Source organism: Streptomyces sp. YIM 121038 (genome assembly GCF_006088715.1).
Taxonomy (GTDB): domain Bacteria; phylum Actinomycetota; class Actinomycetes; order Streptomycetales; family Streptomycetaceae; genus Streptomyces.
This window is the reverse complement of the sequence record NZ_CP030771.1, coordinates 1,639,917-1,664,862: the sequence shown is the minus strand read 5'-3', so window position 1 is coordinate 1,664,862 and position 24,946 is coordinate 1,639,917. Positions and strand designations below refer to the sequence as shown.

The following is a 24,946-nucleotide window of genomic DNA, read 5'->3' as shown; positions in this document are numbered from 1 at the left end:
CGCACCCCTCCTCACCCCCCACGCGTCCGCATCACCGGACGCCCCCGCGAGCGGCATAGCGGGCTGGGCCGCCGACCTCATGGACTCCCTCGGCGCGGCAGGCGCGGGCGCCGCCATCGCGCTGGAGAACCTCTTCCCGCCCCTGCCCAGCGAAGTCATCCTGCCCCTCGCCGGATTCGCCGCGAGCCAGGGCAAGTTCAGCCTCCTCGCCGCGCTCCTGTGGACCACCGCCGGATCAGTGGCGGGAGCCATCGCCCTCTACGCCATCGGCGCCCTGCTCGGCCGCGACCGCACCGTCGCGATCGCCGCCCGCCTGCCGCTGGTCAAGACGTCCGACATAGAGAAGACAGAAGCGTGGTTCGCCCGCCACGGCACCAAAGCCGTGTTCTTCGGCCGCATGGTGCCCATCTTCCGCAGCATGATCTCGATACCGGCGGGCATCGAGCGCATGCCCCTACCGGTCTTCCTCGGTCTCACCACCGCGGGCAGCCTCATCTGGAACAGCGGCTTCGTGCTCGTCGGCCATGCCCTGGGCACCCGCTGGCACGAAGTCACCGACGTCGTCGGCCTCTACTCGAAGGCCGTCCTCGGCATCGTCGCCCTCACCGCCCTGGCCTTCGTGGTGGCCCGCATACGCAAAGCGGGCCGCGGCGCGCACCGGGCACGGAGCTGACCGTGCCGGGCACGCGGACCACGGCCCGCCCGACGAGTGTGGCCTCCCGGTACGCGGGAGACCGCGCGTCAGAGAATCGCGCCCGGCGCGTACGCCGCAGCCGCGGGGTGCTCCTTGAGCACCGCCTCGATCTGCGCGACGACCGCGGCGACCTGCGCCCCGGCAGCGCCGGTGAACGACAGTTTGTCGGCCATCAGCTCGTCCAGCTGCGCGCGGTCCAGCGGAATCCGGGAGTCGGCGGCCAGCTTGTCGAGGAGCTCGTTGCGCTCGACGCCCTGCTCCCGCATGGCGAGCGCGGAAGCCACCGCGTTCTCCTTGATCGCCTCGTGGGCCTCCTCACGGCCCACACCCGCCCGCACCGACGCCATGAGGACCTTGGTGGTGGCGAGGAACGGCAGATAGCGGTCCAGCTCCCGGGCGACGACAGCGGGGAACGCACCGAACTCGTCGAGCACCGTCAGGAACGTCTCAAGGAGCCCGTCCAGCGCGAAGAACGCGTCGGGCAGGGCCACACGGCGGACCACGGAGCACGACACGTCGCCCTCGTTCCACTGGTCGCCGGCCAGCTCGGCGGTCATGGAGGCATAGCCGCGCAGGATGACCGTCAGACCGTTGACACGCTCGCAGGAGCGGGTGTTCATCTTGTGCGGCATGGCGGACGAGCCGACCTGGCCCGGCTTGAAGCCTTCGGTGACCAGCTCGTGCCCGGCCATCAGCCGGACCGTCTTCGCCAGGGACGACGGCGCGGCGGCCAGCTGCACGAGCGCCGTGACGACCTCGTAGTCGAGGGAGCGCGGGTAGACCTGACCGACGGAGGTGAAGGCACTGTCGAAGCCCAGATGCGTCGCGATGCGGCGCTCCAGATCGGCGAGCTTGTCCGCGTCGCCACCGAGCAGGTCCAGCATGTCCTGAGCGGTGCCGACGGGGCCCTTGATGCCACGCAGCGGGTAGCGGCCGAGGAGGTCCTCAAGACGGCGATAGGCGACGAGCAGCTCGTCGGCGGCGGTCGCGAAGCGCTTGCCGAGGGTCGTCGCCTGAGCGGCCACGTTGTGCGAGCGGCCCGCCATGACCAGCTCCGCGTACTCGCCGGAGAGCCGGCCGAGCCGCGCGAGCACCGCCACCGTGCGGTCCCGCACCAGCTCCAGGGAGAGCCGGATCTGCAGCTGCTCCACGTTCTCCGTCAGATCGCGGGAGGTCATGCCCTTGTGGACGTGCTCGTGTCCGGCGAGGGCGTTGAACTCCTCGATGCGGGCCTTCACATCGTGGCGCGTGACCTTCTCACGCTCGGCGATGGAGGCCAGGTCGACCTGGTCGAGGACCCGCTCGTAGTCGGCGAGCGCCGCGTCCGGCACCTCGATGCCGAGGTCCTTCTGCGCGCGCAGCACGGCGAGCCAGAGCTGACGCTCGAGCTTGACCTTCTGCTCGGGCGACCAGAGCGTGGCGAGCTCGGCGGAGGCGTAACGCCCGGCGAGGACGTTCGGGATACGGGGCTTAGCAGGCGCAGCAGTCACAGTCGGCCATTCTACTGGCGGTTTCTGCAGGCCAGCGCCATGGCTGGGTTCGTCTGAATCTACGAGGGGGAGGGGCGGGGTGGGGAGGGGGGGAGGGGCCCCACCCCCCGTCTGACAGTCACCTCAGCGTGTAGCCCCCATCCGGATACAACGTAGACCCCGTCGTATAGCCGTTCCCGAACAGATAGAGCACCGCGTGGGCGATCTCGTCCTCGCTGCCGAGGCGGTGCAGGAGGGTGTCCCTGCGGTACTGGGCGAAGGCCTGCTCGCGGGCTTCGGCGGGGCGGCCCTGCCACAGGTTGCCGTCGATGGTGCCGGGGGAGACGACGTTGACGCGTACGGGGGCGAGCTCGACGGCGAGGCCGCGGGCGAGGCCTTCGAGGGCGGCGTTGCAGGCGGCGTAGGCGGGCGCGGGGCCCGGTGGGCGCGCGCCCGCGGCGCCGGACATCAGGACCACGGACCCGTCGGCCGTGAGCTTGGGCGCGGCGAGCCGCACCGCGTGGTACTGGCCCCAGAACTTGGCGACGAAGGGGCTCTCGGCGTCCTCGTCGCTCAGTTCCAGCATGGGGCCGACCCGGTAGGTGCCCGCGGTGGTGAGGAGGTGGTCGACGCGTTCCACGGGGGCGAAGAACGCGGCGAGGGAGGCGCGGTCGGTGACGTCCACGGTGTGCCAGGTCGCGGCGTCCCCCAGTTCCTGGGCCGCGGCGGCGAGCCGGTCGGCGGACCGCCCGCCGAGCACCACCCGGGCACCTGCGGCCACCGCCTGGTGGGCGACGCGGAGCCCGATGCCGGAGCCGCCGCCGATGAGGACGATGGTACGGCCGTGCAGGGGCCCCGGGCCGGGCACGGCGGCGGGGGCCGTGGGGCGAGGGGCGGGAGGCGGGGTGGTCATGGCGCGATCCTTGTCGGGGTGGGGAGCAGGAGTGATCCACTTCTGTTCCGGCCAACTCCCGAGATCGCGACGGCATTCCGTGCAAGGGGGTACAGCTTGTACCCGGCCACCCGGCCACCCGGCCACCCGGCCACCCGGCTGGGCCGGGCACGAGTGGCTGTGCCGCCGGGCTCAGGAGGGGTCCGGCTCCACGCGGTGCCAGCCCTGGACCGGGCCGGGCGACGCGGTGTCGGTCGGGGTGACCCAGAAGGCGCGGCCCGTCGTGGGGTCCACGTGGGCGCCTGTCCGGCCGTCGCCGGAGGAGCGGCCCGTCAGTCGGCGGCCGATCCACGGGGCCAGGTGCTGCCGGGCGAAGCGGGCGTCGGCGACGCGCCGCGCGGACCAGGACGGGGGCACGGCGACGGGCAGCGGTGCCTGCCAGTCCTCCTGGGGCTCGTACCCGAGCGTCTGCCAGACCGCCTCGGCGACCCTGCGGTGCCCCTCCGCCGTCAGATGCAGGCGGTCCACGTCCCACATGCGCTGGTCGCCGAGCGCCGCCGACCCGTACAGATCGACGACGACGGCGCCGTGGCGGGCCGCGAGGTCGTCGACGTGGGAGAAGAGCTCCTCCATGCGGGGCCGGAACCGTTCGAGGACCGGGCCTTGGCGGCCGGGGCTGCGCATCAGGACGAGCTGCTTGCAGGACGGGGCGAGGGTCTCCACGGCCTGTTCGAGCAGACCGCGTACGCGCCCCATGTCGCACTTGGGGCGCAGGGTGTCGTTGAGGCCGCCCACGAGCGTGATCACATCGGCGCCGAGCGCGGCGGCGACGCCGACCTGCTCGTCGACGATCTGCCCGATGAGCTTGCCCCGCACGGCGAGGTTGGCGTACCGGAAGCCGGGGGTGCGGGCGGCGACGCGCTCGGCCAGGACGTCCGCCCAGCCGCGGTAGCCGCCGTCGGGCAGCAGGTCGGACATGCCCTCGGTGAAGGAGTCGCCGACCGCGACGAGGCTGGAGTAGGTGGCGTTGATCTGCATGGCGGGGTCGATGGTATCCCGCGGGTGCGGGCCGGGCCCGAGGTGTCGATGGCACCCGGGCCCGAGCCGCCGCTGGCGCCCGGACCTGAGCCGCTGACGGCACCTGGCCTGAGCCCCGGATGGCACCCGGGCCCGGGTGCGGCCGCGCCCCCCCAGGCCGCCGCGCGACCCCGGCCCTGCCCGACGCGCGGCCCCCGCTCAGGCCGACGCGCGGCCCCCCCGCTCAGGCCGCAGTGAAGCGCCCGCTCGGCTCCCCGTGCAGCCGCCCCCGCGGCACCGCGCGGCCGAACGCGGCGAGCAGCAGGTCCTGGCCCGCTCCCCGCAGCGGCGCCCCGGAGCCGTACGTCCGGTCGAGGTCGTCGGCGCACAGCTGGACCCCGGCGAGGTCGGCGCCGAAGAACTTGGCGCCCTTGACGGTGACGTGGTCCAGGAGGATCCGCACCCGGTCCTCCGGTACGCGCCGGTCCACGCCGAGGGCCACCGTGATGTCCATGCCGTGCACGACGTCGTGGCCGAGCGCGCTGGCGAAGCCGCCCACAGGAGGGGTCCACGGGTGGTGTGCGTGCTCGCGCAGGAAACCGGCGAGCTCGTCCGTCCCGTACGCCGCCGCGTCCGCGCGGGCGCACCGGTCCGTCATGCGGTGCAGACTGCCGCCCGCCCTGACGAGCTGCCACAGGACGCGGGGGAGCGGGTAGCGGAAGCCGAGCGACATGTGCGCCGCGACCTCCCGCACCCGCCAGCCCGCGCACAGCGACGGTGCGTCCCACTGCTCGGGCGTCAGGCTCTCCAGGAGGTCGGCGAGGTCGCGGCGCTCGGCCGCGATGGCGGACCGTATGTGCTGTTCCGATGTGGTTCCGGGACCCGTGCCCCGTGTGTTCCCCATGGTTCCAAGATCCAAGGGGCGGTGCGACAAGTCCAAGAGCCAGTACGTCTGGTGACTAGCATTCCTGGTTATGGAACTTCGCCAGCTGCGGTACTTCCTGACCGTCGTGGAAGAGGCCAACTTCACCCGCGCCGCGGCCCGGTTGCACGTGGCGCAGCCCGGGGTGAGCGCCCAGGTGCGTCAGCTGGAGAGGGAGTTGGGGCAGCGGCTCCTCGACCGTTCGGGCCGTACGGTCACCGTGACGGAGGCGGGCGCGGCGGTACTGCCGTACGCCCGTGCCGCGCTCGCCGCCGTGGAAGGGATGCGGCAGACGGCCGACGAGTTCACCGGGCTGCTGCGCGGCCGCGTCACGCTCGGGGTGGTCTCGGGCTCCGCGACCGGCATGTTCGGCGTGGCGGAGCTGCTCGCGGACTTCCACGACGACCATCCGCACGTGGAGATAGCCCTGACCGAGGACACGTCGGAGCGCATGCTGGCCGCGCTCCGGGCGGGCGAACTCGACATCGCCCTGGTCGGCCCGACGACCGACACCCCGCCCCAGGGCGTCCTCTGGGACATCGTGGTGGACGAACCGCTGGCGGCCGTCGTGGCCGAGGGCGACCCGCTGATCGCGTACGTGGAGGAACGCGCGGGCCTCGCGGAGACCGCCACCGCCCCCGGCCTCCCCCTGGCCGCGCTCGCCGAGCGCCCCCTCATCTGCCTGCTGCGGGGCACCGGGCTGCGGGCGGCCCTGGAACGGGCCTGTGCGCAGGCCGGGTTCGCGCCGCGGGTCGCCTTCGAGGCGGCCGCGCCCGATCTGGTCACCCAGCTGGCGGCGCGCGGCCTGGGCGTGGCGGTCTTCCCCGCGACGGAGGCGGAGGTCGCGGAGCTCGGCCTGCGGGCGCTGCCGTTCGCCGAGCCGGTGCCGCGCGGCCGGATCGCGCTCGCCCGCCGTGCGGACGGCCCGCAGGGGCCCGCCGCCCACGCCTTCCTCACCCGGCTCCAGGAGGCCCTCATGCCCGGGGCGGCCGACGCGTCGACAAGCGGTGCCAAGGGGCGCGACCATAAGGGCAGTTGAGGGCTCAACCGTGAGGCCTCGCTCCTGGAGAGGGGGCCGCCATGTGGAGCGCTGCCTTCTGGAAAGCCACCGCGGAGCGTGCCGTCCGCACCTTCGCGCAGGCACTCGCCGCGATCCTCGTCGCCGGGGCGACGAACCTCCTGGACGTGGCCTGGGCGGCGGCCCTCGGCACCGCGGGCATGGCGGCCCTGCTCGCCGTCCTGACCGCGCTCGGCTCGGCGAAGGTCGGCCCGCCCGGGCCCGGCTTCACGGAGACCCCGGACGGCGGAGGGCGCGCCCCCGTCGGCTGACGGAAGCGCGCCCTCCGGTGAGCTCGCGCAGAGGGACCAGCGGAGCTAGACGGGCTGCCCGAACAGCTCCCGCAGCACGTCCTCCATCGTGACCATGCCCGCCAGGCGGCCGTCCGCGCCGAGCACGGCGGCCACGTGCGTACGGCTGCCCCGCATGGCCGTGAGCACGCCGTCCAGCGGCGTGGTCTCGCGGACGCGCGCGATCGGCCGCATGTCCGCCACCCGGAAGGGCAGGTCGCGCGGGGTGACCTCCAGAGCGTCCTTGACGTGCAGATAGCCGACGATCCGCCGCCCCTCGTCGACGACGGGGAAGCGCGAGAAGCCGCTGTCGGCCGACAGGCGCTCCAGCTTCTCCGGGGTGACGCCCACGCGCGCGTAGACCACGCGTTCCAGGGGGAGCACCACGTCGCGGACGGGGCGGCGGCCCAGTTCGAGCGCGTCGTGCAGCCGTTCCTGGGCGCGGTCGTCGATCAGTCCCGCGTCGCTGGAGTCCTGCACCATGCGGGCCAGTTCGGCGTCCGAGAAGGTCGCCGCGACCTCGTCCTTGGTCTCGACCCGCAGCAGCTTCAGGATCCCGTTGGCGAACGCGTTGACCGTGAAGACCACCGGGCGCAGCGTGCGGGCCAGCGCCACCAGGGGCGGACCGAGCAGCAGGGCGCTGCGCACCGGCTCGGCCAGCGCGACGTTCTTGGGGATCATCTCGCCGAGCAGCATGTGCAGATACGTCGCCACGGCGAGCGCGATGACGAACGAGATGGGGTGGACCAGGCCGTGCGGCACGCCCACCGCGTCGAACAGCGGCTCCAGCAGGTGCGCGATCGCGGGTTCGGCGACCACGCCGAGCACCAGGGTGCACAGCGTGATGCCGAGCTGCGCCGCGGCCATCAGCACGGACACGTGCTGGAGCCCCCACAGCACGCTCTTGGCGCGCCGGTCGCCGTCCTCGGCGTGCGGTTCGATCTGGCTGCGGCGCACCGAGATCAGAGCGAACTCGGCACCCACGAAGAAGGCGTTGACGACGAGCGTCGCCAGGCCGATCAGCAACTGGATGACGGTCATCGCTCGCCCTTCCCCTTCTCGTCCCGCCCAAGAGAGCCTCCGCGCCGGTCCTCGCCGTTGCCACGTCCCTCGGCACCGGTGCCGGTCCGTCCGCCGTCACGGCCCTCGCGGCCGTATCCGTCGCCCTCGCCGTCCCCGGCGTCCGCGTCGTCGCTCGGCGCCGGGGCGTGCAGCAGGACGCGCGCGGCGCGCCGGCCGCCCGCGTCCACGACCTCCAGGTGCCAGCCGCCGACGTCGACGCGGTCGCCGACGGCGGGGATGCGGCCGAGTTCGGTCGCGACGACTCCGGCGAGCGTCTCGTACGGTCCGTCCGGTACGCGCAGGCCCACGCGGGCCAGCTCGTCGGTGCGGGCCGAGCCGTCCGCCGAGTACAGCTCGCGGCCGTCCTCGTCGGTGCCGACGGCGGCCAGGTCGGGCGTCTCGTGCGGGTCGTGCTCGTCATGCACCTCGCCGACGACTTCCTCGACGATGTCCTCCAGCGTGGCGACGCCCGCGGTGCCGCCGTACTCGTCGATGACGACGGCCATGGTGCGCTTGCCCGAGAGCCGGTCGAGCAGCCGGTCGACGGTCAGGGACTCCGGCACGAGCAGCGGCTCGCGCATGAGCTCGCGGACGGGCAGCCGCGGCCTGCGCTCGGCGGGCAGCGCGATGACGTCCTTGATGTGGACGACGCCGACGACCGTGTCGAGGGAGCCCTGGTAGACGGGGAAGCGCGACAGACCGGTCCCGCGGGTCGCGTTGGCGACGTCCTGGCAGGTGGCCTGGGCTTCCAGGGCCACGACCTGGACGCGCGGCGTCATCACGTTCTCGGCGGTCAGGTCGGCGAGGTTCAGCGTGCGCATGAACCGCTCGGCGGCCTCCGCCTCGAGGGCGCCCTCCTTGGCGGAGTGCCGGGCCAGGGCCGCGAGCTCCTTGGGGCCGCGTGCGGAGGCGAGCTCCTCGGCGGGCTCCATGCCCATGCGGCGCACGGCGCGGTTCGCGGTGTTGTTCAGATGCGTGATGAAGGGCCGGAAGGCCGCGCTGAAGATCCGCTGCGGGGTCGCGACGCGCTTGGCGATGGGCAGCGGCGAGGAGATCGCCCAGTTCTTCGGCACCAGCTCGCCGACGACCATCAGGAAGACCGTGGACAGCGCCGTGCCGAGCAGCAGGGCGACGGTCGACGCGGCTCCCTCGGGCACGCCGGCGGAGCCGAGCGGGCCCTCGATCAGATCGCCGATCGCGGGCTTGGCGAGCATGCCGACGACCAGGCCGGTCACGGTGATGCCGAGCTGTGCGCCGGAGAGCTGGAAGGTGAGGTTCTTGACCGCCTTGAGGGCGCTCTCGGCGCCGCGTTCGCCGCGCTCCGCCGCGCTCTCCAGCTCGCTGCGCTCGACGGTCGTGAGCGAGAACTCCGCCGCGACGAAGACGCCGCACGCGAGCGACAGCAGCACCGCCACGAGGAGCAGGAGCACTTCGGTCATCGGGTCACCTCCGTCCCATGATCGGCCAGGGGCGTGGTGAGTGCGCGATGTCGGGTACTAGGAGGCTCGCCCATGGGCGGACGCTCACACCTTTCGTCGGGGTTACAGGGGTCCATCCATGTTAAAGGATCAGCAAAGCACTATCAGGGGCATTACGTTCCGTAGTAAATGGCTGCGAAAAGTGATGAAAAGTGACGGATGCGTGGCTCCGGGGGCGTCACTCGTCGAGGTGCTTCACCCAGCGGCTCCACTGCGGCTCCGGCGCGTACCCGGCCGCGTGCCAGGCGTGGTGGGCCCGCTCGTTGCGGTTGAGCACCATGGCGTCCGCGCGGCGCCCGCCGAGCGCCGCGAAGCGCTGCTCCGCCGCCGTGAGCAGCGCCGAGCCGATCCCGCGCCTGCGCTGGTCGGGGTGTACGGCGAGCCGGTACAGATGGCACCGCCAGCCGTCGAAGCCCGCGATCGCCGTGCCCACCAGCTCGCCACCGCGCTCGGCCAGGAGCAGCGCGTCGGGGTCGCGGGCCACGAGGCGCTCCACGCCCGCGCGGTCGTCGCTGATGCTCGTGCCCTCCCCGGCCACCTTCCAGAAGGCGAGGACCGCGTCCAGGTCGCCGGGCCGGGCGGGCCGAATCCGTAGATCATCCATGGCCGCATCCCATCACCGGCCGCGGCCCCATCGCCCGGAATTTCAGAATCCGGACAGAGCCCGGACGAGAGCGCGGCAGCGCGGCGGGACAGCGGGACGACAGGACAGCGGGGCGACAGGACGGCGGGGCCGCGGTGTGTCACTCCCCGCGCAGCTCCTCGATGACCGGGCCGAACGCCTCCAGGCTCCGCTCCAGGACCGTGATGTACGAGAAGCCGTACCGCTCCCGCTGCGCGCGCAGCTGCTCGGCCATCTGCCGGACCGTGCCCAGCAGGAGGATCGGTGCCTCCAGGGCCTCGTCCTCGGTGAGGTGCGGGACGTGCCCGAGCGACGGCCGGACGGTGGCCCGCCGGTCCCGCGTCTCCTCGACCACCTGGAGCAGGAGGTTCAGCTCGGCGGGGGCGGAGCGCCCCGCGGCGAACCGCTGGTACGCGGCCACTCGCTCGTGCACGGCCTCTGCCGTGAGGACGGCCAGCTTGCCGTTCGGGTCGCCCGGGACGGTGCGCGTACCGGTGAACGCCGCGATGTCGGCGTGCGTGGCGATCACCTTCAGGACGTGGTCGCTGTTGCCGCCGACCAGCAGGGGCGGGCGCGGCCGCTGCCGGGGCTCGGGCCGGTGCTCCGGCGAGGCGAGGATCCGGTCCAACTCCTCGATGGTGCGGACCAGATGGGACACGCGCTCGCTCGCCGTCGGCCACGGCAGGCCCGCCGCGTCGAACTCCGCCCGCACGTATCCGGTGCCGAGGCCCAGTTCGAGCCTGCCACCGGTCAGCGCGTCCGCCGTGGCGACCTCGCGCGCGAGCAGAGCGGGGTTCCAGAACCCGGCGTTGAGGACGAAGGTGCCGACCCGCGGCCGCTCCGTGGCCTCGGCCGCCGCGACGAGCGCGGGGAACGGCGCGGGCATCCCCAGATGGTCGGCGACCAGGATCACGTCGTAGCCGAGCTCCTCCGCCCTGCGGCACTTCGTGCGCCACTCGTCCCCCGCCGCGGGGGTCATCATGGTGACGCCGAACCGGAACGGCCTGGTCATGAACGCTCCTCACGTGTCGCGCGGTTGGGGGGCGGGCACGCCGCCCCCTCGACCGTACCGGGCGCAGGTCCGTCGCTCACTCGTGCGCGATCGCCTCCAGCACGTTCATGCGCGACGCCCGCAGCGCCGGAAGCAGGGCCGCGACGATCCCCACGACGACCGAACCGACCACCACGGCGACGATCGTCGCCCACGGCACCGCGAACGCCTTCAGGCCCTGTAGCGCCAGCACCTGCTGCATCGACACGCCCCACACCAGGCCGAGCGCGAGCCCGAGCACCGCGCCGAACACCGCGATGACCACCGACTCCAGGCGGATCATGCGCCGCAGCTGCCGCCGCGCGAGGCCGATCGCGCGCAGCAGCCCGATCTCCCGGGTGCGCTCCACGACCGACAGGGCCAGGGTGTTGACCACGCCGAGCACGGCGATGACGATCGCGAGGCCGAGCAGCGCGTACACCAGGTAGAGCAGCACGGCGATCTGTTCGCGGATCAGCTTCTTGTAGTCGGCCTGGTCGAGCACCTTCAGCTGCGGGTACGGGTCGAGCACGGACTCGAGCCGGTCCCGCAGCGTGCCCGCGTCCGTGCCCTCGGCGGCGTTGACGTAGAGCGTGGCGTCCTGTCCGTCGGGGACGTACTTCTCCAGCGTGCCGAGCCCCATGAAGATCCCGCCCTCCAGGCCGGGCCCTTCCGCGAGGTCCATGTCGGTGAGCGCGCCGACCGTGAGGTCGGCAGCGCGCCGGTCCGCGACCTCCACGGGCAGCACCGAACCGACGCGTACGCCGTGGTCCTCGGCGAAGTCCTGGTCCATCGCGACGTGACCGGGGGCCAGCGCCCGGGCCGTACTGCCGCGCGCGTACGAGAGGTTGAGGACCTCGTCGACCCGGTCGCCGTAGCCCGCGACGGTGGACTTCACGGTCCTGCCGTCGGGCGTGCGCAGCTTCAGGTTCGCGAAGCGGTTGCGGACGGTGAGCCCCGCGCCCCGTGTCGCCTGCACCTTCTCGGTGACCTCGGCGGGGAACGGGGTGAAGGGGTTGGCGGCGCCGTTGACGACGAAGTCCGCGCCCAGCGTCTTGTCGATCTGTTCGTCGAACGACTTCGTCATCGACGCGCTCGCCACGGACAGGCCGCCCACCAGCGCCAGGCCCACCATCAGGGCGGCGGCCGTCGCACCCGTGCGGCGCGGGTTGCGCAGCGCGTTGCGCTGGCTCATGCGGCCCACGGACCCGAAGACCGCGGGGAAGGCGCCGCCGAGCACCCGGACCACCGGGCGGACGAGCAGCGGGCCCGCCACGACCATGGCGACGAGGGTGAGGGCGACGCCGAGCCCGAGCAGCGAGGCCGACGTGGAGGTGTCGCCCGCGGCCGCGCACCCCACGAGCGCCGCCGCCCCGGCCGCCCCGACCCCGGCCCCGACGAGCGCCCGCAGCCGCAGCGGCCGCCCCACACCGGCGATCTCGGCGTCCGCGAGCGCGGCCATCGGCGAGACCCCCGCGGCCCGGCGCGCGGGCAGATACGCGGCGACGAACGTGACCCCGACGCCCACCACGTACGCGGCGACGGGCGTCGGCCAGCCGATCACCATCTCCGTCGACTTCAGGTTCATGCCGAGCAGACCCATCAGTTCGATGAGTCCGGCCGCGAGCCCGATCCCGGCGCCGAGCCCCAGGGTGGAGCCCGCCAGACCGAGCAGCACGGCCTCGATGAGCACCGAGCGGCGCACCTGTCTGCGGTCGGCGCCGAGGGCGCGCAGCAGCCCCAGCTCGCGGGTGCGCTGCGCGATGAGCATGGAGAAGGTGTTGACGATCAGGAACACGCCGACGAGGACGGCGACCCCGGCGAAGCCGAGCATCACGTACTTGACGACGTCCAGGAACCCGCCGAGCGCGGCCGCGGCGGACTCGGCCTGCTCGGCCGCGGTCTTCAGCTCGTACGTCGATCCGAGCCGGGCGGCGACGCGCCGCTTCAGCTCGGCGTCGCTCACCCCGGGCGCCGCGTCCACGGCGATGCTCGTCGCCGCCTTCTTGTCGCCGAGCAGCTTGGTCTGCGTGGTCGGGGTGTCCAGGAAGACCAGGGCGGCACCGGGGTTGGTGGTGCGGAACGTGACGATGCCGACGACCTCGACCCGGAAGGAGCCGGGCGCGGCGATCACCGTCAGCGTGTCGCCGATCTCCACGTCCTTCCTGTCGGCCGTGTCCGCGTCGAGCAGGGCCTGGCCGGGGCCGCGCGGCACGTGGCCCGAGGTGAGCCGCACCGGGCTGCGCTCGGTCTCGTACCAGTTGGCGGCGATGGTCGGGGCCCCGGTCGTCGGGCTCACCGCGTCGTTGTCGCGGTCGACGACGGTGACGTTCTCCACGGACGCGTCGACGTGCGTGGCCGCGACGCCGTCGATCCGCGCGACCTCCTTCGCCACGGCGGCGGGCAGCGTCGGGGTGTGTCCCGTCGACACCCGCCCGTCGTCGTCCTTCGGGGAGACCGCGACGTCGGCCGAGGTGGACGCGAAGAGCCGGTCGAAGGTGCGGTTGACGGTGTCCGAGAAGATCAGGCTGCCCGCGACGAACGCCACCGAGAGGACCACGGCGAGCGCGGAGAGGAACAGCCTGCCCTTGTGGGCGAGGAAACTGCGGAGCGTGGACTTGAGCACGGCGGTCCGCCTCAGCCTTCGTCGGGGGTGCTCTGCGCCGGGCCCTCGGCCTCGCGCGGCACCGCGTGCAGCACGTCGAACCGCTTCAGGCGCTCCAGGACGGCCTCCGCCGTCGGCCGGTCCATCTCGTCCACGATCCGGCCGTCGGCGAGGAAGAGCACCAGATCGGAGTGGGCGGCCGCGCCCGGGTCGTGCGTGACCATCACCACCGTCTGGCCCAGCGCGTCCACGGCGTCGCGCAGGAAGCCGAGGACTTCGAGCCCGGCCCGTGAGTCGAGGTTGCCGGTCGGCTCGTCGGCGAAGATCAGCTCGGGGCGGGAGGCGAGGGCCCGCGCGCAGGCGACGCGCTGCTGCTGCCCGCCGGACAGCTGCGCGGGCCGGTGCCGGAGCCGGTCGCGCAGGCCCAGCGTGTCGATGACGTGCTCCAGCCACTCGGCGTCGGGGCGCTTGCCCGCGATGTCCATGGGCAGCGTGATGTTCTCGCGGGCGTTGAGCGTCGGGATCAGGTTGAACGACTGGAACATGAAGCCCACCCGGTCGCGCCGGAGCCGCGTCAGCTCGCGCTCCTTGAGCCCGGTGATCTCGGTCTCGCCGAGCCACACCTGTCCCGCCGAGACCGAGTCGAGCCCGGCGAGGGTGTGCATCAGCGTGGACTTGCCGGAGCCGGAGGGGCCCATCACGGCCGTGAACCGGCGTCGCGCGATGTCGACGTCCACCGCGTCCAGGGCGAGCACCGCGGTCTCGCCCGAGCCGTAGGCCTTGGTCAGACCGCGGGCGCGGGCAGCGGTGCCCGGGGGCTCGGCGCGTTCCGTGTGCGGCGTCGTAGCGGGTGTGGACAAAGCCGCCTCCCTGGTTGAGGCCGTCGGCCGGGCCGGGCGGGCGCGGCGCAGGAGTGGAGAGGGTTCAGAGGGTAGGCGCGGGGTCAAGGGGCCGGTATCCCTCGCAGGTCGGGCACCCGGACATATGTAAGGGGCACCGTCCTGGCGCCCTTGTCGGTGCTAGCGCGGCGGCGCTAGCTTGAGGGCATGGCGAAGACGCAGCTGAACGTGCGGGTGGACGAGCACACCGCCCGGGCCGCGCGCGAGCGCGCCCTGGCCCGCGGCATGAGCGTGAACCGGTACATCGAAGAGCTGGTCAAACAGGACGTCGGCGAGCTCGGCCATACGTTCGTGGAGGCCGCCGCCGACTTCATGAAGCAGTACGAAGGCGTGTTCGCCGAGGAGTTCGGCACGGACCGCGAAGGTCGTCGCTGACTCTTGAACCTCCGCATCGACCTCGCCTGGCTCCTGATGATCGCCGAACAGAAGACCCCCGGAGACCCCCAAGTCACCGACTGGGGCGCCTTGGTGGCCGCCGTGGCCCGGCACCGGGCCGAGATCTTCGACGTCCCCGTCTACGAGGGACCGCACGACCGCGCCGCCGCCCTGCTCCAGGTACTGCTCCACGTCCCCGCCCTGGAGCGTTCGAACGCGCTCTTCGCGGTGTCCGTCGCGTACGCCTATCTGGTCGCGAGCGGAGTGAAGGTCGTGACCTCGCCCGAGCAGGTGCGCGACCTCGCCCGCCTGGTGAAGGAGGACGCGGCGGGCGTCGGGGAGATAGCGCGGGAACTGCGCCAGTGGAGCCGGTGACGGGCGCGGCAGCCGGGGTCTCCGCGACCGCGTGCCCCCGCGTCGCCCCGCGCGCCCGGCACCGCCGGGGGCCTGAGGCGGGCCGGTGACCTGCACCTCTGGCCGGGCGGCCTGACGTGGGCCGGGTGACCCGCGCCCCTGGCGGGGTGGCCTGAGGCGGGCCGATGGCCCCCCGCCCCCCGGCCAGGGTGGCCTGAGGCGGGCCGGGTGACCCGCACCCCCGGTCAGGCGCCCCGGGGCAGGCCGGTCCCCCCGCCCCGGCCGGACACGGCGTGCGGCGGCGGCGCGGGCGCGTGCCCCGCCGGGCACCGATGAGTTTCGCGGCCCGCTGCGGTCACCCCCACACACTCGTTCCGCACCCGCGCTCGCCCGTTCACGACTCCCAGGAGGCCAGGCATGCCTGCCACCATCCAGCCGATGCTCATCACCCCGGACGTGATCCGGCTCCAGTCCTTCTACGCCCAGCTCCTGGGCGCCGAACAGACCACCCGCGTCCCCGAGGAAGGCCCGGTGTTCTTCGTGGGCCTGCGCGTACGGGAGTCCGAACTCGGCATCGTCGCCGACGAGAAGGCCCCGCTGGACGCGCCCCAGCGCTCGCTGCTCAGCGTCACGGTCGACGACGTGGACGCGCTCCTCGGCCCCGTGGAGGACCTCGGCGGCCAGGTCCTCGGGCCGCCGAACGACATGCCGTGGGGCCAGCGCGTCGTCCACATCAAGGACCCGGACGGCAACGCGGTGAACCTCGTCCAGCCCCTCTGAGACCGCTCAGGCCCCGTCCTCCGACGGCCGCCAGGCGGTGCCGATGACACACGGCGACGTGGGCAGGCGCGGGCGCTTCGCGGGCACCAGGACCCGGCGGTAGGGGCCGAGCTCGAACCCGGCCGCGCGCAGCGCGCCCACCGGGTCCCGCGCGGTGTGGCAGCCGCCGAACAGCAGCGGCCACACCGTGCGGTCCAGGGCGCGCTGGGCCGTGGCGAAGGCCGTGCCCCGCGCCCGCCCGTGCTCGAAGAACCGCAGCTCGCCGCCCGGCCGAAGGACCCGCCGCAGCTCCGCGAGCGCGCGCGGCACGTCCCGCACGCTGCACAGCACCAGCGAGGCGACGGCCACGTCGAAGGCCTCGCTCTTGACCGGCAGGGCCTCCGCCGCGCCCGGCACCACGTCGACCGGCACGTCCGCGCGCAGCGCCGCCGAGACGGCCAACTGGCGCAGCAGACGCTCCGGTTCGATCGCGACGACCTCGGAGACGGCGGCGGGGTAGTGCGGGAAGTTCAGCCCGTTGCCCGCGCCCACTTCGATGACGCGGCCGCTGACCCCGGAGAGCAGCTCCGCGCGGTACGGGGCGATCGCCGGTTCGGCCGCGACGCTGAAGCGGGCGTAGCAACGGGCGAAGAGCGGGTGGTGGACGGGGGCGCGGCGGGACGGCTTGGCGGTCGGCACGGTGGCCTCCTCACGGAGGGGAGATGGCTGGTTCTTCCCCCCTCAGGGCCCGCCGCAACCGGGCCGCGGCCCCGGCCGCGGGCGCCGGACGGGCCCTGCCCGCCCCGCGCCCGCGCGTGTGCAAAGGGGCGGGCTAGGGGAGGGAAACCCCGTCCCACATACCCCCCAGCTCCGGCCCCAGCCACCTCGGGGCCGCGTCCTGGAACTCCGGCCCGCTCAGCCTCCCGGCCCCCTCGGGCACCGCCCCGAGCAGCGGCGCACCCGCCACCCGGGCCAGCTCCTCGACGTTGCAGCGCGCCGCGAGGTCGGGCTCGGCGGGCCAGCTGCCGATGACCAGGCCGAGGCTTTCGATGCCCCGCGCCCGCAGGGCCTCGCCCGTCAGCTGGGTCACGTTGAGGGTGCCGAGCCCCGGCGCCGTGACGACGAGCACCGGCGCCGCGAGCTCGCGCGCCGCGTCCGCGAGGGAGGCGCCGCTCCCGTCGAGGTGCACGAGGAGGCCCCCGGCGCCCTCGACGAGGACGAGGTCGTGCGAGGCCGCCAGCTTCCGCGCGGCCTCGACGACGTCGCCGGGCGTGACGGGCGCGAGCCCCGCGCGCCGCGCGGCCGTCGCCGGAGCCAGCGGCTCGGGGAAGCGGGCCAGTTCGGCGCCCGTCACCCGGGCGCCCGCGAGCCGCTGCACCTCGGCGACGTCACCGGGCTCCCCGGGACCGACGCCGGTCTGCGCGGGCTTGAGGACGGCCACGCTGCGCCCGGCGGCGAGCGCGAGCGCGGCCACGGCCGCCGTCGTCACCGTCTTGCCGATCTCCGTGCCCGTGCCGGACACCACGATCACGCTCACGCCTGTGCCTCCCCGCTCGCGCGCGCCGCCGCGCACACGGCGCGCCCGATGAGCGCCACGTCGTCGTCCCCGGTGATGAAGGGCGGCATCGTGTAGATGAGGTCGCGGAACGGCCGTAGCCACACCCCCGCCGCCACACTGGCCCGCGTCGCCGCCTCCATGTCGACCTGGTGGTCGAGCTGGACGACGCCGAGCGCGCCGAGGACCCGTACGTCACGGACGTAAGGCAGCTCCGCGGCCGGGGCGAGCGCGGCCCGCAGGCCCGTCTCGATCCGCTTGACCTCGGTCTGCCAGTCCTGGCCGAGCAGCAGGTCGATGGAGGCGCCCGCCACCGCGGCGGCCAGCGGGTTGCCCATGAAGGTCGGGCCGTGCGCGAGCACGGGGACCTCGCCGCGGGCGATGCCGTCGGCGACGCGCGGTGTGCACAGCGTCGCCGCCATCGTCAGATAGCCGCCGGTCAGCGACTTGCCCAGGCACATCACATCCGGGGTGACGGCCGCGTGGTCGGCCGCGAAGAGGGCGCCGGTGCGGCCGAAGCCCGTCGCGATCTCGTCGAACACGAGCAGCACGTCGTGCGCGTCGCAGGCCTCCCGCAGCGCCCGCAGATAGCGCGGGGAGTGGAAGCGCATGCCGCCCGCACCCTGGACGACCGGTTCGACGATCACGCCGGCCAGTTCGTGGGCGTGCCGCCCGATGATGTCGTGGAGGTGGGCCGCGTACGCGTCGTCGTACGCGTCGAAGCCCGCGGGCGGCATGTCGGCGAAGACCTGCTGGGGCAGGACGCCCTGCCACAGGGAGTGCATGCCGCCCTGCGGGTCGCACACGGCCATCGGCTGCCAGGTGTCGCCGTGGTAGCCGCCGCGCCAGGTGAGCATCCGCTGCTTCTCGGGCCTGCCGACGGAGCGCCAGTACTGGAGGCACATCTTCACGGCGACCTCGACCGACACCGAGCCGGAGTCGGAGAGGAAGACGTGTTCGAGGCCGTCGGGCGTGAGGTCGACGAGCCGCTTGGCCAGGCGCACGGCGGGTTCGTGGGTGAGGCCGCCGAACATGACGTGGCTCATGCGGCCGAGCTGGTCGCGCGCCGCCTCGTTGAGGACCGGGTGGTTGTAGCCGTGGATCGCCGACCACCACGACGACATCCCGTCGACCACGTCGCCGACGCCCGCGATCCGCAGCCGGACCCCGCTGGCCTCCTCGACGACCAGCGGCTCCTGCCGGCCGGGCATCGGCCCGTAGGGGTGCCAGACGTGGGCGCGGTCGAGGTCCAGGATCTCGCGCAGGTCAGGCATTGGGCGCCACGTCCGTCCCCGCGCCCCGGCGGCGCACCGCCACCAGGTCGGTCCGCGCGCCGCCCGGCTCGGCCTGCGCGGCGGCCTCGGGCGCCTCGGCGGGGGCGCAGGCGGAGCCGCATCCCGTGCCCTCGCCGGCCCCGGACCCAGAACCGGACCCACAGCCTCCGCCCCGGCGGTGCTCCGGCAGCGTCACCTGGTCCGCGGTCTCCACCTCGAACCCGGCGTCCGCGATCATCTCCAGGTCGGCCTTGCCCGCCTGGCCCTCGCTGGTCAGATAGTCGCCGAGGAAGATCGAGTTGGCGAGGTGCAGGGCCAGCGGCTGGAGCGTGCGCAGATGCAGCTCGCGGCCGCCCGCGATGCGGACCTCGATGTCCGGGCAGACGAACCGCACCATCGCGAGGATGCGCAGGCAGCGCTGCGGCGTGAGGTTCCACTCCTTGGCGAGCGGGGTGCCCTCGAAGGGGATGAGGAAGTTCACCGGCACGGAGTCCGCGTCGAGCTCGCGCAGCGCGAAGACGACGTCGACCAGGTCCTGGTCCGTCTCGCCCATGCCCGAGATCAGCCCCGAGCAGGCCGAAAGACCGGCCGCGTGGGCCTTCTGCACGGTGTCGACGCGGTCGGCGTAGGTGTGCGTCTTGGTGATGTCGCCGTACGTCGACTCCGACGTGTTCAGATTGTGGTTGTACGCGTCGGCGCCCGCGCCGCGCAGCCGCTCGGCCTGGCCGTCGGAGAGCAGGCCGAGGCAGGCGCACACCTCGACGCCCTCGTGTCGCTCCTTGATCGCCTTGATCGTGTCCGAGACCCGGTCGACGTCCCGGTCCGTCGGCCCCCGGCCGCTCGCCACCAGGCAGACCCGCTTGGCGCCGCCCGCGAGCCCGGCCGCCGCGGCCTGCGAGGCCTCGTCCGGCTTCAGCCAGGTGTACTTCAGGATGCCGGTGTCCGCGCCGAGCCGCTGCGAGCAGTACGAGCAGTCCTCGGGGCACAGGCCCGACTTCAGATTGACCAGATAGTTCAGTTTCACCCGTCGACCGAACCAGTGGCGCCGCACCTTTCCGGCCGCCGCCACCACGTCGAGCAGTTCGTCGTCGGAGGTCGCGAGCACGGCAAGCGCCTCGTCACGGGTCGGCAGCTCGCGCCGAAGCCCCTTGTCCACCAGCGTGTTGAGCAGATCCATGGCGCCGATCCTGGCGTACCCGGGTCCGTCTGACCATGGAGAAACCACACAACAGAACCTCTGACAGCTGTGGGTATTGCCACACCATGGCCCGGTGGCGCGACAGCTAGGGTCTGTGCACTGTCTACAAACGCATCCCCTCGCACCGCTCAGGCGGACGACGACCTGGAGGCCTCATGACGAGCGCGCCGTTCGACTGGATCGACGAGCAGGCGCGGGCGCGCGAACGCGCCGGGCTCGTCCGCGGCCTGCGCCCGCGCCCGGCCGAAACCACCCTGGTCGACCTCGCGGGCAACGACTACCTCGGCCTCACCCGCCACCCGGAGGTCACCGCGGGCGCGGCCGCGGCCGCCCACCGCTGGGGCGGCGGCGCGACCGGCTCGCGCCTGGTCACGGGCTCCACCGAACTGCACGCGGAACTGGAGCGGGAGCTCGCCGCGTTCTGCGGCTTCGAGTCCGCCCTCGTCCTGTCCTCCGGCTACGCGGCGAACCTCGCGGCCGTCACCGCCCTGGCCCCGTACGGCTCGCTGATCGTCTCGGACGCGGGCAACCACGCCTCCCTGATCGACGGCTGCCGCCTCGCCCGCGGCACCACCCAGGTCGTGCCGCACGCGGACCCCGAGGCGGCGCGCAAGGCGCTCGGCACCCACGAGGGCCCCGCGATCGCCGTGACGGACTCGGTGTTCTCGGTGGACGGCGACGCCGCGCCCCTTGCCGAACTGGCCGCCGCCTGCCGCGCGTCCGGCGCGGGGCTCGTCGTCGACGACGCCCACGGCCTCGGCGTCCTCGGCGACGGCGGCCGGGGCGCCCCGTACGCCGCCGGGCTCGCGGGCGCGCCCGACACGGTGGTCACCGTCACGCTCTCGAAGTCCCTGGGCAGTCAGGGCGGCGCCGTGCTCGGCCCGGCGCGGGTCATCGACCACCTGGTCAACACCGCCCGCACGTTCATCTTCGACACGGGTCTCGCGCCCGCCGCCGCGGGGGCGGCGCTCGCCGCGCTGCGGCTGCTGCGCCGCGAGCCCGAGCGCGCCGCACGCGCGCGTGCGGTGGCGAGTCGGCTCCACGAACTCCTTGTGGGGGAGGGGTTCTCGGCGGTCCGCCCGGACGCCGCCGTCGTCTCCGTGCGCGCCCCGTCACCCGGGGCGGCGGTGCGCTGGGCGGCCGACTGCCGTGCCGCCGGTCTCGCCGTGGGGTGCTTCCGCCCGCCGTCGGTCCCCGACGGCGTCTCGCGGTTGCGGCTGACCGCCCGTGCGGACCTGAGCGACACACAGGTCGCCGAGGTCGTCGGGGTGATCAGCCGCACCGCACCCTGACACCTGAGATCTGGCACCTACGACCTGGGTCCAGGGTCCGGCGCACTCACTCGGGCCTCACCTAAGGGCCGTGAGCCTTCATCGAAGGGCGTCGACGAAGACTTCCCAGGCCGTGGGGGAGAAGAGCACGGCCGGGCCGGCCGTGTCCTTCGAGTCGCGCACGGCGAGCAGGCCCGTCAGGGGGCCTGCGCCGAGCGGGGCCGTCTCCACACAGTTGTTCATTCCGTTGCTGCGGCTGCTGCGCCGCCACCGCGCGCCCCTGAGAGACGTGCTGGAGGGAACGTACCGAGGCAGTGCAGTCATGGTGCCTCCTTACGCGCCGTCACCTAACTCGGCGATGAAATCCATTGAATCCTGAACGGAAAGCGCCTGTCCGCGAAGCGAGTTGAAGGCGTCGGTGTACGCCTGAAGGTCTTCTTTCCGTTCGAGGTAGAGGCTACTCGTCAAGTGGTCGAGAACAACCACATCCAGATCGGAAATGTTCGGAAAGGAGAGAATAACGAAAGGGCCGATCAGCCCGATGTGCTCGCCGGAGGCGAACGGGAGTACTTGGAGCCGCACTTGAGGCAGCCGAGCCGCGTCCAGTAACCGACGCAGTTGTCCGGAAAGCACCTCGGGGCCGCCCACCTGCCGCCGCAGCACCGCCTCGTCCAGGACCACGCTCAGCCTGAGCGGCGGCTCGCTGCGCAGCACGTCCTGGCGGGCGAGGCGCACCTGCACGAGGGCCTCGACCTGTTCCTCGGGCCGCCCGCCGAGCGCGGCACGTGTCACCGCACGGGCGTACTCGGGCGTCTGGAGCAGGCCGGGAACCACCGTCGTCTCCAGCGTGCGCACCCGGCAGGCCTGCGACTCCAGGCTGATGAAGTCCCGGTACGCGGGCGGCAGGAGCCCTCGGTAGGCGTGCCACCAGTGGTGGCGCCCGTGCTCGTCGCCCCCGCCCGCGAGGGCGACCAGGAGCTCCCGCAGATGCGGGTCCTGAACGCCGTACGCTTCAAGGAGGAGTCGTACGTCGGTGGCCTTCACGCCGCTGCGGCCCGTCTCGATCCGGCTCACCTTCGACTGGTGCCAGCCGACGAGGGAGGCGGCCTCGCCACTGGTGAGCCCGGCCTCGGCGCGCAACGCCCGCAATTCCGCGCCGAGCTTGCGACGGCGCACCGCGGGACCGTACTGCATGGCTGTCTCCTTCTGGGTCCTTCCGGAGGACCGCGCCAACGGTAGGGGACAGTAGGGGAACTGCCAGTGTTGCGCCCAAATACGGTCTGCCGTCGCAGAGTTCACCGCTTCGAGCGACAGATATATGCACATCTCGGTGGATCGGCGGGCGCGGCCCGCGAGAGAGTGGCAATCTGGCGCGAAGCACCAGCTCCGGGACGATCCTCGAGTACTTCCGCCACGCGTCGGAAGTGCGGTCCCGGTGGGAAAGGGACGGCGCCGTCATGGCAGACCACCAGGAAGCATCAGTCACCCTGCCGAGCGACCCTGTCTCGGTCTCCACCGCCCGCACGTACGTGGCGGACGTCCTCACCGAGTGGGGCCTCCCGGCCGATGCCGACGTGGCCGACACGGTGCGGCTCATCGTCTCCGAGCTCGCCACGAACGCGGTGCAGCACACCCTCGGCCTCTCGCCCACCTTCACCGTGGACGTCCGGCTCGACCGCGACGAGCGGCTGCGCATCGGGGTCACGGACAGTCACCCCCGCTTCCCCAAGCGGCTGCCCGCGGCCGTCCAGCAGGACAACGGCAGAGGCATGGTCATCGTCCGCTGGCTCACCGCCGAGTGCGGCGGCAGACTCACGGTCCGCCCCACGGCGGCGGGCGGCAAGACGGTGTGGATCACCCTGCCGTGGTCGGTGCCGGTGCAGAGCTGAATCGGGCGCGGGGTCAGCGCCTCCCGCCCGCGCGGCCGACCAGGCGCGGCAGCACGCCCCACAGCCCGGCGCACACCAGGAACGTGCCCGCGGCCGCGAGCACCCCGTCCGTGCGGCCCACGGCCACGTCGACGACGAGCAGGACGGATCCGGTGAGGGCGAGCACGAGCACCGCGAGGCCGACGGCCGCGAGCCGCGAGGACACCCGTACGATCAGCGGCTTGGCGCCCCGCGCGAACAGGGTCCGGTGCACCGCGGCGGGCGCCGTGAACAGCGCGGCGGCGAGCACCGCCAGGAGCAGCGTGACGACGTACGTGGCGCGCTGCACGGAGTCGAGCGAGGGGAAGCGCGGGGTGAAGGCGAGGGTGAGCAGGAACGCGAAGAGGATCTGCACACCGGTCTGGGTGACCCGCAGCTCCTGGAGGAGCTCGGAGAAGTTGCGGTCGGCCCGCTCCAGCGGCGTCTCGTTGCGCGTGTGCCGGGCGGCGTCCGGTCTGGAGACGCCCGCGGCACGGGGGTGATGGTCGGCCATGGTCCACGAGTATCCGCGCGGAGCCGCTCCACTCCCGCCCTGACGGCGGGGCCGGGCGGGTGACGTCGGCGCGAGGGGTGGTCCGCCGCGTCCTCGGGGTGGTGCCGCCGTCCGGGCCCTGACCGGACGGCGGCGAAAGGCGCTGGTGGCGCCCGGAGCGGGCGGCGGCGCGGGCCCTGGTGGGCCGCCGCCCGCCGGCGGGTCAGCGGACCCGGCCGTACCAGACCTGGTTGGTCCAGATCTTCTCGAGCCGCACCACGGTGCCCCGCTTCGGGGCGTGCCAGATCTTGCCCTTACCGGCGTATATGCCGACGTGGTAGACACTCCGGCCGGAGTGGAAGAAGACCAGGTCCCCCCGGGTGCGGTTGGCGGAGGACACCTTGCGGGTCTTGTTGTACTGCTGCTGTGCGGTGCGCGGCAGCTTCTTGCCGACGCGCTTGTACGAGTAGAGCGTCAGGCCCGAGCAGTCGAAACGGTTCGGCCCGATCGCGCCGTAGCTGTACGGGGAGCCCTTCTTGGACGCCGCGACCTTGAGCGCCTTCGTCCCGTGCGAGGTGGCCGCTTGTGCGTCTCCGGTGAGCCCGGGGGCCACGACGGTGCCGCCCACGGCGGCGAGTGTGAGTGCCGAGGCCGTACTGGCCCTCGTCAGCAGCGACGGAACACGATGCAGCGCAGTCATGCGCAACCCTTCGTCAGCCGCCTGTGAAGGATGACCTGTCGGGTTCGGGCAGGCGAAGATGCCCGGCCGCGCGATGCGACTTCACCCCAAGGGCCTTCCGGACTAGCCGGACGGCCCGCCTTGCTGGGTCCTCCACTCCTGCCGGTGCACAGATGTCGACCGGGCATCCGGGCGGCGGCAGGACTCGGCGTCCGCCCGGATCGCCCCGCCGCCTGTGGCGGGGGCTTGTCGTCGGAAGGGATCTTCACCCGAGAGGGGCGAAAAAACCGAGCCGGATCGGCGGTATGTGAGGCTCCTCACGCCTGACCCGTTCCGGTGGACAGGGCCCGAATGGGGTCTAGGTCACACTCGGAGATGATTGCCCCATCAGCGCCGGAACGCCCGAATCCGGCTGCGGCGTAAGGGAGTTGCGCATCTTCGGGGGGCCGCCGGGACGAGCGCCGATTACGCAGAAGGGGCGATCATCTCTGGTCATCTCCGGGGCAGCCTCGGACTCGGCCCGACATCGGCGCACACCGGCAACGGGCGGATGGCGCGGGCGCGCTGGGTCCGGGGCGCGTTCCACGGTGTCAGATGTCACCGGCGCACGGAGCGGCCAGGCCGAAAACGGAATGAGGGCTGGCTGGAAGTGTGGCACGAGACGGCCGGTCGTGGGGGGTGAATCGGACTGAATCATGACGGACCCTCGTACCGCCGGCGTCGCCTTGACCTCCGTCACGGCCCCGTCGGCGGCGGCACCGTCACGCGCGCGGCGCGCCGTTCGCCGTCCAGGACGCGCAGCGCCCGCGCGAGCGTCGGCGCGTGCACCTCGCTCTCCCCGCGCTGATGCATGAGCGCCAGCGCGTCCCGCAGGTCGGTCGCCCGGGCGACCAGCGCCTGCGCGGCACGGAGCCCGCCGTACGTGTGTTCGGCACGGGCCGGGTTGATCCGGCCGAGGAGGTCGAGGACCGCCAGATAGGCGTCCACCAGCTCGCCCTCGGCGCGGGTCAGCGCGGGCAGCGGCGGCGGTTCCGGAAGCACCCG

Annotated in this window: 27 protein-coding genes and 1 riboswitch; of the genes, 8 read left to right on the top strand and 19 right to left on the bottom strand. The window is 73.3% G+C overall.

The genetic code is table 11. From position 1 onward, the window contains the following. The first annotated feature begins 79 nt into the window (after positions 1 to 79). Positions 80 to 673, top strand: a complete 594-nt coding sequence (locus C9F11_RS06480) for a DedA family protein (protein ID WP_138966163.1) — start codon at positions 80 to 82, stop codon at positions 671 to 673. 68 nt (positions 674 to 741) lie between these two features. Here C9F11_RS06480 and purB read toward each other — a convergent pair whose 3' ends face one another. The 4 genes from purB to C9F11_RS06460 all read right to left on the bottom strand — a co-directional run bounded on the left by purB (position 742) and on the right by C9F11_RS06460 (position 4,976). Then, positions 742 to 2,184 (bottom strand): adenylosuccinate lyase, encoded by a 1,443-nt coding sequence (gene purB, locus C9F11_RS06475; RefSeq protein WP_138958342.1) that lies wholly within the window; start codon positions 2,182 to 2,184, stop codon positions 742 to 744. Positions 2,185 to 2,302: 118 nt separating this feature from the next. Beyond that, the gene (locus C9F11_RS06470) at positions 2,303 to 3,076 is read right to left on the bottom strand and encodes an SDR family oxidoreductase (RefSeq protein ID WP_138958341.1); all 774 of its coding nucleotides are present in this window, start codon (positions 3,074 to 3,076) and stop codon (positions 2,303 to 2,305) included. Between the two features lie 171 nt (positions 3,077 to 3,247). Beyond that, on the bottom strand, positions 3,248 to 4,093 hold the full coding sequence (locus tag C9F11_RS06465) for an SGNH/GDSL hydrolase family protein (RefSeq protein ID WP_138958340.1): 846 nt from the start codon (positions 4,091 to 4,093) through the stop codon (positions 3,248 to 3,250). A gap of 223 nt (positions 4,094 to 4,316) precedes the next feature. After that, positions 4,317 to 4,976 (bottom strand): maleylpyruvate isomerase family mycothiol-dependent enzyme, encoded by a 660-nt coding sequence (locus C9F11_RS06460; protein WP_138958339.1) that lies wholly within the window; start codon positions 4,974 to 4,976, stop codon positions 4,317 to 4,319. Between the two features lie 70 nt (positions 4,977 to 5,046). Here C9F11_RS06460 and C9F11_RS06455 point away from each other — a divergent pair, with 70 nt between their 5' ends. Further along, positions 5,047 to 6,033 carry a LysR substrate-binding domain-containing protein gene (locus C9F11_RS06455; protein WP_138958338.1) on the top strand — a complete coding sequence of 329 codons (987 nt, stop codon included), beginning with the start codon at positions 5,047 to 5,049 and terminating at the stop codon, positions 6,031 to 6,033. A gap of 41 nt (positions 6,034 to 6,074) precedes the next feature. Then, positions 6,075 to 6,323 (top strand): holin, encoded by a 249-nt coding sequence (locus C9F11_RS06450; protein ID WP_138958337.1) that lies wholly within the window; start codon positions 6,075 to 6,077, stop codon positions 6,321 to 6,323. A gap of 45 nt (positions 6,324 to 6,368) precedes the next feature. Here the strand turns inward: C9F11_RS06450 and C9F11_RS06445 are convergent, their stop codons facing one another. The 6 genes from C9F11_RS06445 to C9F11_RS06420 form a co-directional block, all read right to left on the bottom strand. Continuing rightward, positions 6,369 to 7,382 carry a hemolysin family protein gene (locus tag C9F11_RS06445; protein WP_138958336.1) on the bottom strand — a complete coding sequence of 338 codons (1,014 nt, stop codon included), beginning with the start codon at positions 7,380 to 7,382 and terminating at the stop codon, positions 6,369 to 6,371. Then, positions 7,379 to 8,842 carry a hemolysin family protein gene (locus tag C9F11_RS06440; protein ID WP_138958335.1) on the bottom strand — a complete coding sequence of 488 codons (1,464 nt, stop codon included), beginning with the start codon at positions 8,840 to 8,842 and terminating at the stop codon, positions 7,379 to 7,381. Before C9F11_RS06440 ends, C9F11_RS06445 begins: the two co-directional genes overlap by 4 nt. A 217-nt stretch (positions 8,843 to 9,059) precedes the next feature. Then, positions 9,060 to 9,485, bottom strand: a complete 426-nt coding sequence (locus C9F11_RS06435; RefSeq protein ID WP_138958334.1) for a GNAT family N-acetyltransferase — start codon at positions 9,483 to 9,485, stop codon at positions 9,060 to 9,062. 139 nt (positions 9,486 to 9,624) lie between these two features. Beyond that, positions 9,625 to 10,515, bottom strand: a complete 891-nt coding sequence (locus C9F11_RS06430; RefSeq protein WP_138958333.1) for a TIGR03621 family F420-dependent LLM class oxidoreductase — start codon at positions 10,513 to 10,515, stop codon at positions 9,625 to 9,627. A 76-nt stretch (positions 10,516 to 10,591) separates the two neighbouring features. Then, positions 10,592 to 13,159 (bottom strand): FtsX family ABC transporter permease, encoded by a 2,568-nt coding sequence (locus C9F11_RS06425; protein WP_138958332.1) that lies wholly within the window; start codon positions 13,157 to 13,159, stop codon positions 10,592 to 10,594. Between the two features lie 11 nt (positions 13,160 to 13,170). Further along, complete coding sequence (locus C9F11_RS06420) at positions 13,171 to 13,998, bottom strand: ABC transporter ATP-binding protein (RefSeq protein ID WP_138958331.1); 828 nt, start codon at positions 13,996 to 13,998, stop codon at positions 13,171 to 13,173. A 186-nt stretch (positions 13,999 to 14,184) separates the two neighbouring features. On the opposite strand from C9F11_RS06420, the gene C9F11_RS06415 reads away from it, so the two are divergent. The 3 genes from C9F11_RS06415 to C9F11_RS06405 all read left to right on the top strand — a co-directional run bounded on the left by C9F11_RS06415 (position 14,185) and on the right by C9F11_RS06405 (position 15,546). Continuing rightward, on the top strand, positions 14,185 to 14,412 hold the full coding sequence (locus C9F11_RS06415; RefSeq protein WP_138958330.1) for an antitoxin: 228 nt from the start codon (positions 14,185 to 14,187) through the stop codon (positions 14,410 to 14,412). 36 nt (positions 14,413 to 14,448) lie between these two features. Further along, positions 14,449 to 14,787, top strand: a complete 339-nt coding sequence (locus tag C9F11_RS06410) for a fic family toxin-antitoxin system, toxin component (RefSeq protein WP_138966161.1) — start codon at positions 14,449 to 14,451, stop codon at positions 14,785 to 14,787. 396 nt (positions 14,788 to 15,183) lie between these two features. Then, positions 15,184 to 15,546, top strand: a complete 363-nt coding sequence (locus C9F11_RS06405; RefSeq protein WP_249401622.1) for a VOC family protein — start codon at positions 15,184 to 15,186, stop codon at positions 15,544 to 15,546. 6 nt (positions 15,547 to 15,552) lie between these two features. On the opposite strand, the gene C9F11_RS06400 is transcribed toward C9F11_RS06405, so the two are convergent. The 4 genes from C9F11_RS06400 to bioB all read right to left on the bottom strand — a co-directional run bounded on the left by C9F11_RS06400 (position 15,553) and on the right by bioB (position 19,531). Continuing rightward, positions 15,553 to 16,224, bottom strand: a complete 672-nt coding sequence (locus tag C9F11_RS06400) for a class I SAM-dependent methyltransferase (RefSeq protein ID WP_138958329.1) — start codon at positions 16,222 to 16,224, stop codon at positions 15,553 to 15,555. Positions 16,225 to 16,357: 133 nt separating this feature from the next. Further along, positions 16,358 to 17,062, bottom strand: coding sequence for a dethiobiotin synthase (gene bioD / locus C9F11_RS06395; RefSeq protein ID WP_138958328.1), 705 nt, complete (start codon positions 17,060 to 17,062; stop codon positions 16,358 to 16,360). Then, positions 17,059 to 18,354: an adenosylmethionine--8-amino-7-oxononanoate transaminase gene (locus C9F11_RS06390; protein WP_138958327.1), complete on the bottom strand. Its 1,296-nt coding sequence runs from the start codon at positions 18,352 to 18,354 to the stop codon at positions 17,059 to 17,061. Before C9F11_RS06390 ends, bioD begins: the two co-directional genes overlap by 4 nt. Further along, a complete protein-coding gene (bioB, locus tag C9F11_RS06385) occupies positions 18,347 to 19,531 on the bottom strand; it encodes a biotin synthase BioB (RefSeq protein ID WP_138958326.1) in 1,185 nt (394 codons plus the stop codon). Before bioB ends, C9F11_RS06390 begins: the two co-directional genes overlap by 8 nt. A gap of 176 nt (positions 19,532 to 19,707) precedes the next feature. On the opposite strand from bioB, the gene C9F11_RS06380 reads away from it, so the two are divergent. Beyond that, a complete protein-coding gene (locus C9F11_RS06380; RefSeq protein ID WP_138958325.1) occupies positions 19,708 to 20,844 on the top strand; it encodes an 8-amino-7-oxononanoate synthase in 1,137 nt (378 codons plus the stop codon). Between the two features lie 78 nt (positions 20,845 to 20,922). On the opposite strand, the gene C9F11_RS06375 is transcribed toward C9F11_RS06380, so the two are convergent. Beyond that, a complete protein-coding gene (locus tag C9F11_RS06375) occupies positions 20,923 to 21,147 on the bottom strand; it encodes a DUF397 domain-containing protein (protein WP_138958324.1) in 225 nt (74 codons plus the stop codon). Between the two features lie 9 nt (positions 21,148 to 21,156). Beyond that, on the bottom strand, positions 21,157 to 22,017 hold the full coding sequence (locus C9F11_RS06370; RefSeq protein WP_138958323.1) for a helix-turn-helix transcriptional regulator: 861 nt from the start codon (positions 22,015 to 22,017) through the stop codon (positions 21,157 to 21,159). A 263-nt stretch (positions 22,018 to 22,280) separates the two neighbouring features. Here C9F11_RS06370 and C9F11_RS06365 point away from each other — a divergent pair, with 263 nt between their 5' ends. After that, positions 22,281 to 22,712 (top strand): ATP-binding protein, encoded by a 432-nt coding sequence (locus tag C9F11_RS06365; RefSeq protein ID WP_138958322.1) that lies wholly within the window; start codon positions 22,281 to 22,283, stop codon positions 22,710 to 22,712. Positions 22,713 to 22,725: 13 nt separating this feature from the next. Here C9F11_RS06365 and C9F11_RS06360 read toward each other — a convergent pair whose 3' ends face one another. The 3 genes from C9F11_RS06360 to C9F11_RS06350 form a co-directional block, all read right to left on the bottom strand. Continuing rightward, a complete protein-coding gene (locus tag C9F11_RS06360; protein WP_138958321.1) occupies positions 22,726 to 23,244 on the bottom strand; it encodes a DUF6328 family protein in 519 nt (172 codons plus the stop codon). 202 nt (positions 23,245 to 23,446) lie between these two features. Next, positions 23,447 to 23,923, bottom strand: a complete 477-nt coding sequence (locus C9F11_RS06355; RefSeq protein ID WP_138958320.1) for a C40 family peptidase — start codon at positions 23,921 to 23,923, stop codon at positions 23,447 to 23,449. 3 nt (positions 23,924 to 23,926) lie between these two features. Beyond that, positions 23,927 to 24,094: riboswitch (cyclic di-AMP (ydaO/yuaA leader) on the bottom strand. A gap of 543 nt (positions 24,095 to 24,637) precedes the next feature. Further along, positions 24,638 to 24,943, bottom strand: a complete 306-nt coding sequence (locus C9F11_RS06350; RefSeq protein WP_138958319.1) for a hypothetical protein — start codon at positions 24,941 to 24,943, stop codon at positions 24,638 to 24,640. Positions 24,944 to 24,946 lie beyond the last annotated feature (3 nt).

What these genes read in the sequence shown, in the direction of transcription:
- C9F11_RS06355 (WP_138958320.1), bottom strand. Translation starts at nt 23,923, where the DNA reads ATGACTGCGCTGCATCGTGTTCCGTCGCTGCTGACGAGGGCCAGTACG.
- C9F11_RS06380 (WP_138958325.1), top strand. Translation starts at nt 19,708, where the DNA reads ATGACGAGCGCGCCGTTCGACTGGATCGACGAGCAGGCGCGGGCGCGC.
- C9F11_RS06445 (WP_138958336.1), bottom strand. Translation starts at nt 7,382, where the DNA reads ATGACCGTCATCCAGTTGCTGATCGGCCTGGCGACGCTCGTCGTCAAC.
- C9F11_RS06460 (WP_138958339.1), bottom strand. Translation starts at nt 4,976, where the DNA reads ATGGGGAACACACGGGGCACGGGTCCCGGAACCACATCGGAACAGCAC.
- C9F11_RS06410 (WP_138966161.1), top strand. Translation starts at nt 14,449, where the DNA reads ATGATCGCCGAACAGAAGACCCCCGGAGACCCCCAAGTCACCGACTGG.
- C9F11_RS06470 (WP_138958341.1), bottom strand. Translation starts at nt 3,076, where the DNA reads ATGACCACCCCGCCTCCCGCCCCTCGCCCCACGGCCCCCGCCGCCGTG.
- C9F11_RS06415 (WP_138958330.1), top strand. Translation starts at nt 14,185, where the DNA reads ATGGCGAAGACGCAGCTGAACGTGCGGGTGGACGAGCACACCGCCCGG.
- C9F11_RS06455 (WP_138958338.1), top strand. Translation starts at nt 5,047, where the DNA reads ATGGAACTTCGCCAGCTGCGGTACTTCCTGACCGTCGTGGAAGAGGCC.
- C9F11_RS06370 (WP_138958323.1), bottom strand. Translation starts at nt 22,017, where the DNA reads ATGCAGTACGGTCCCGCGGTGCGCCGTCGCAAGCTCGGCGCGGAATTG.
- C9F11_RS06430 (WP_138958333.1), bottom strand. Translation starts at nt 10,515, where the DNA reads ATGACCAGGCCGTTCCGGTTCGGCGTCACCATGATGACCCCCGCGGCG.
- C9F11_RS06390 (WP_138958327.1), bottom strand. Translation starts at nt 18,354, where the DNA reads ATGCCTGACCTGCGCGAGATCCTGGACCTCGACCGCGCCCACGTCTGG.
- C9F11_RS06365 (WP_138958322.1), top strand. Translation starts at nt 22,281, where the DNA reads ATGGCAGACCACCAGGAAGCATCAGTCACCCTGCCGAGCGACCCTGTC.
- C9F11_RS06480 (WP_138966163.1), top strand. Translation starts at nt 80, where the DNA reads ATGGACTCCCTCGGCGCGGCAGGCGCGGGCGCCGCCATCGCGCTGGAG.
- C9F11_RS06465 (WP_138958340.1), bottom strand. Translation starts at nt 4,093, where the DNA reads ATGCAGATCAACGCCACCTACTCCAGCCTCGTCGCGGTCGGCGACTCC.
- C9F11_RS06405 (WP_249401622.1), top strand. Translation starts at nt 15,184, where the DNA reads ATGCCTGCCACCATCCAGCCGATGCTCATCACCCCGGACGTGATCCGG.
- C9F11_RS06435 (WP_138958334.1), bottom strand. Translation starts at nt 9,485, where the DNA reads ATGGATGATCTACGGATTCGGCCCGCCCGGCCCGGCGACCTGGACGCG.
- C9F11_RS06360 (WP_138958321.1), bottom strand. Translation starts at nt 23,244, where the DNA reads ATGGCCGACCATCACCCCCGTGCCGCGGGCGTCTCCAGACCGGACGCC.
- C9F11_RS06440 (WP_138958335.1), bottom strand. Translation starts at nt 8,842, where the DNA reads ATGACCGAAGTGCTCCTGCTCCTCGTGGCGGTGCTGCTGTCGCTCGCG.
- C9F11_RS06375 (WP_138958324.1), bottom strand. Translation starts at nt 21,147, where the DNA reads ATGACTGCACTGCCTCGGTACGTTCCCTCCAGCACGTCTCTCAGGGGC.
- bioB (WP_138958326.1), bottom strand. Translation starts at nt 19,531, where the DNA reads ATGGATCTGCTCAACACGCTGGTGGACAAGGGGCTTCGGCGCGAGCTG.
- C9F11_RS06450 (WP_138958337.1), top strand. Translation starts at nt 6,075, where the DNA reads ATGTGGAGCGCTGCCTTCTGGAAAGCCACCGCGGAGCGTGCCGTCCGC.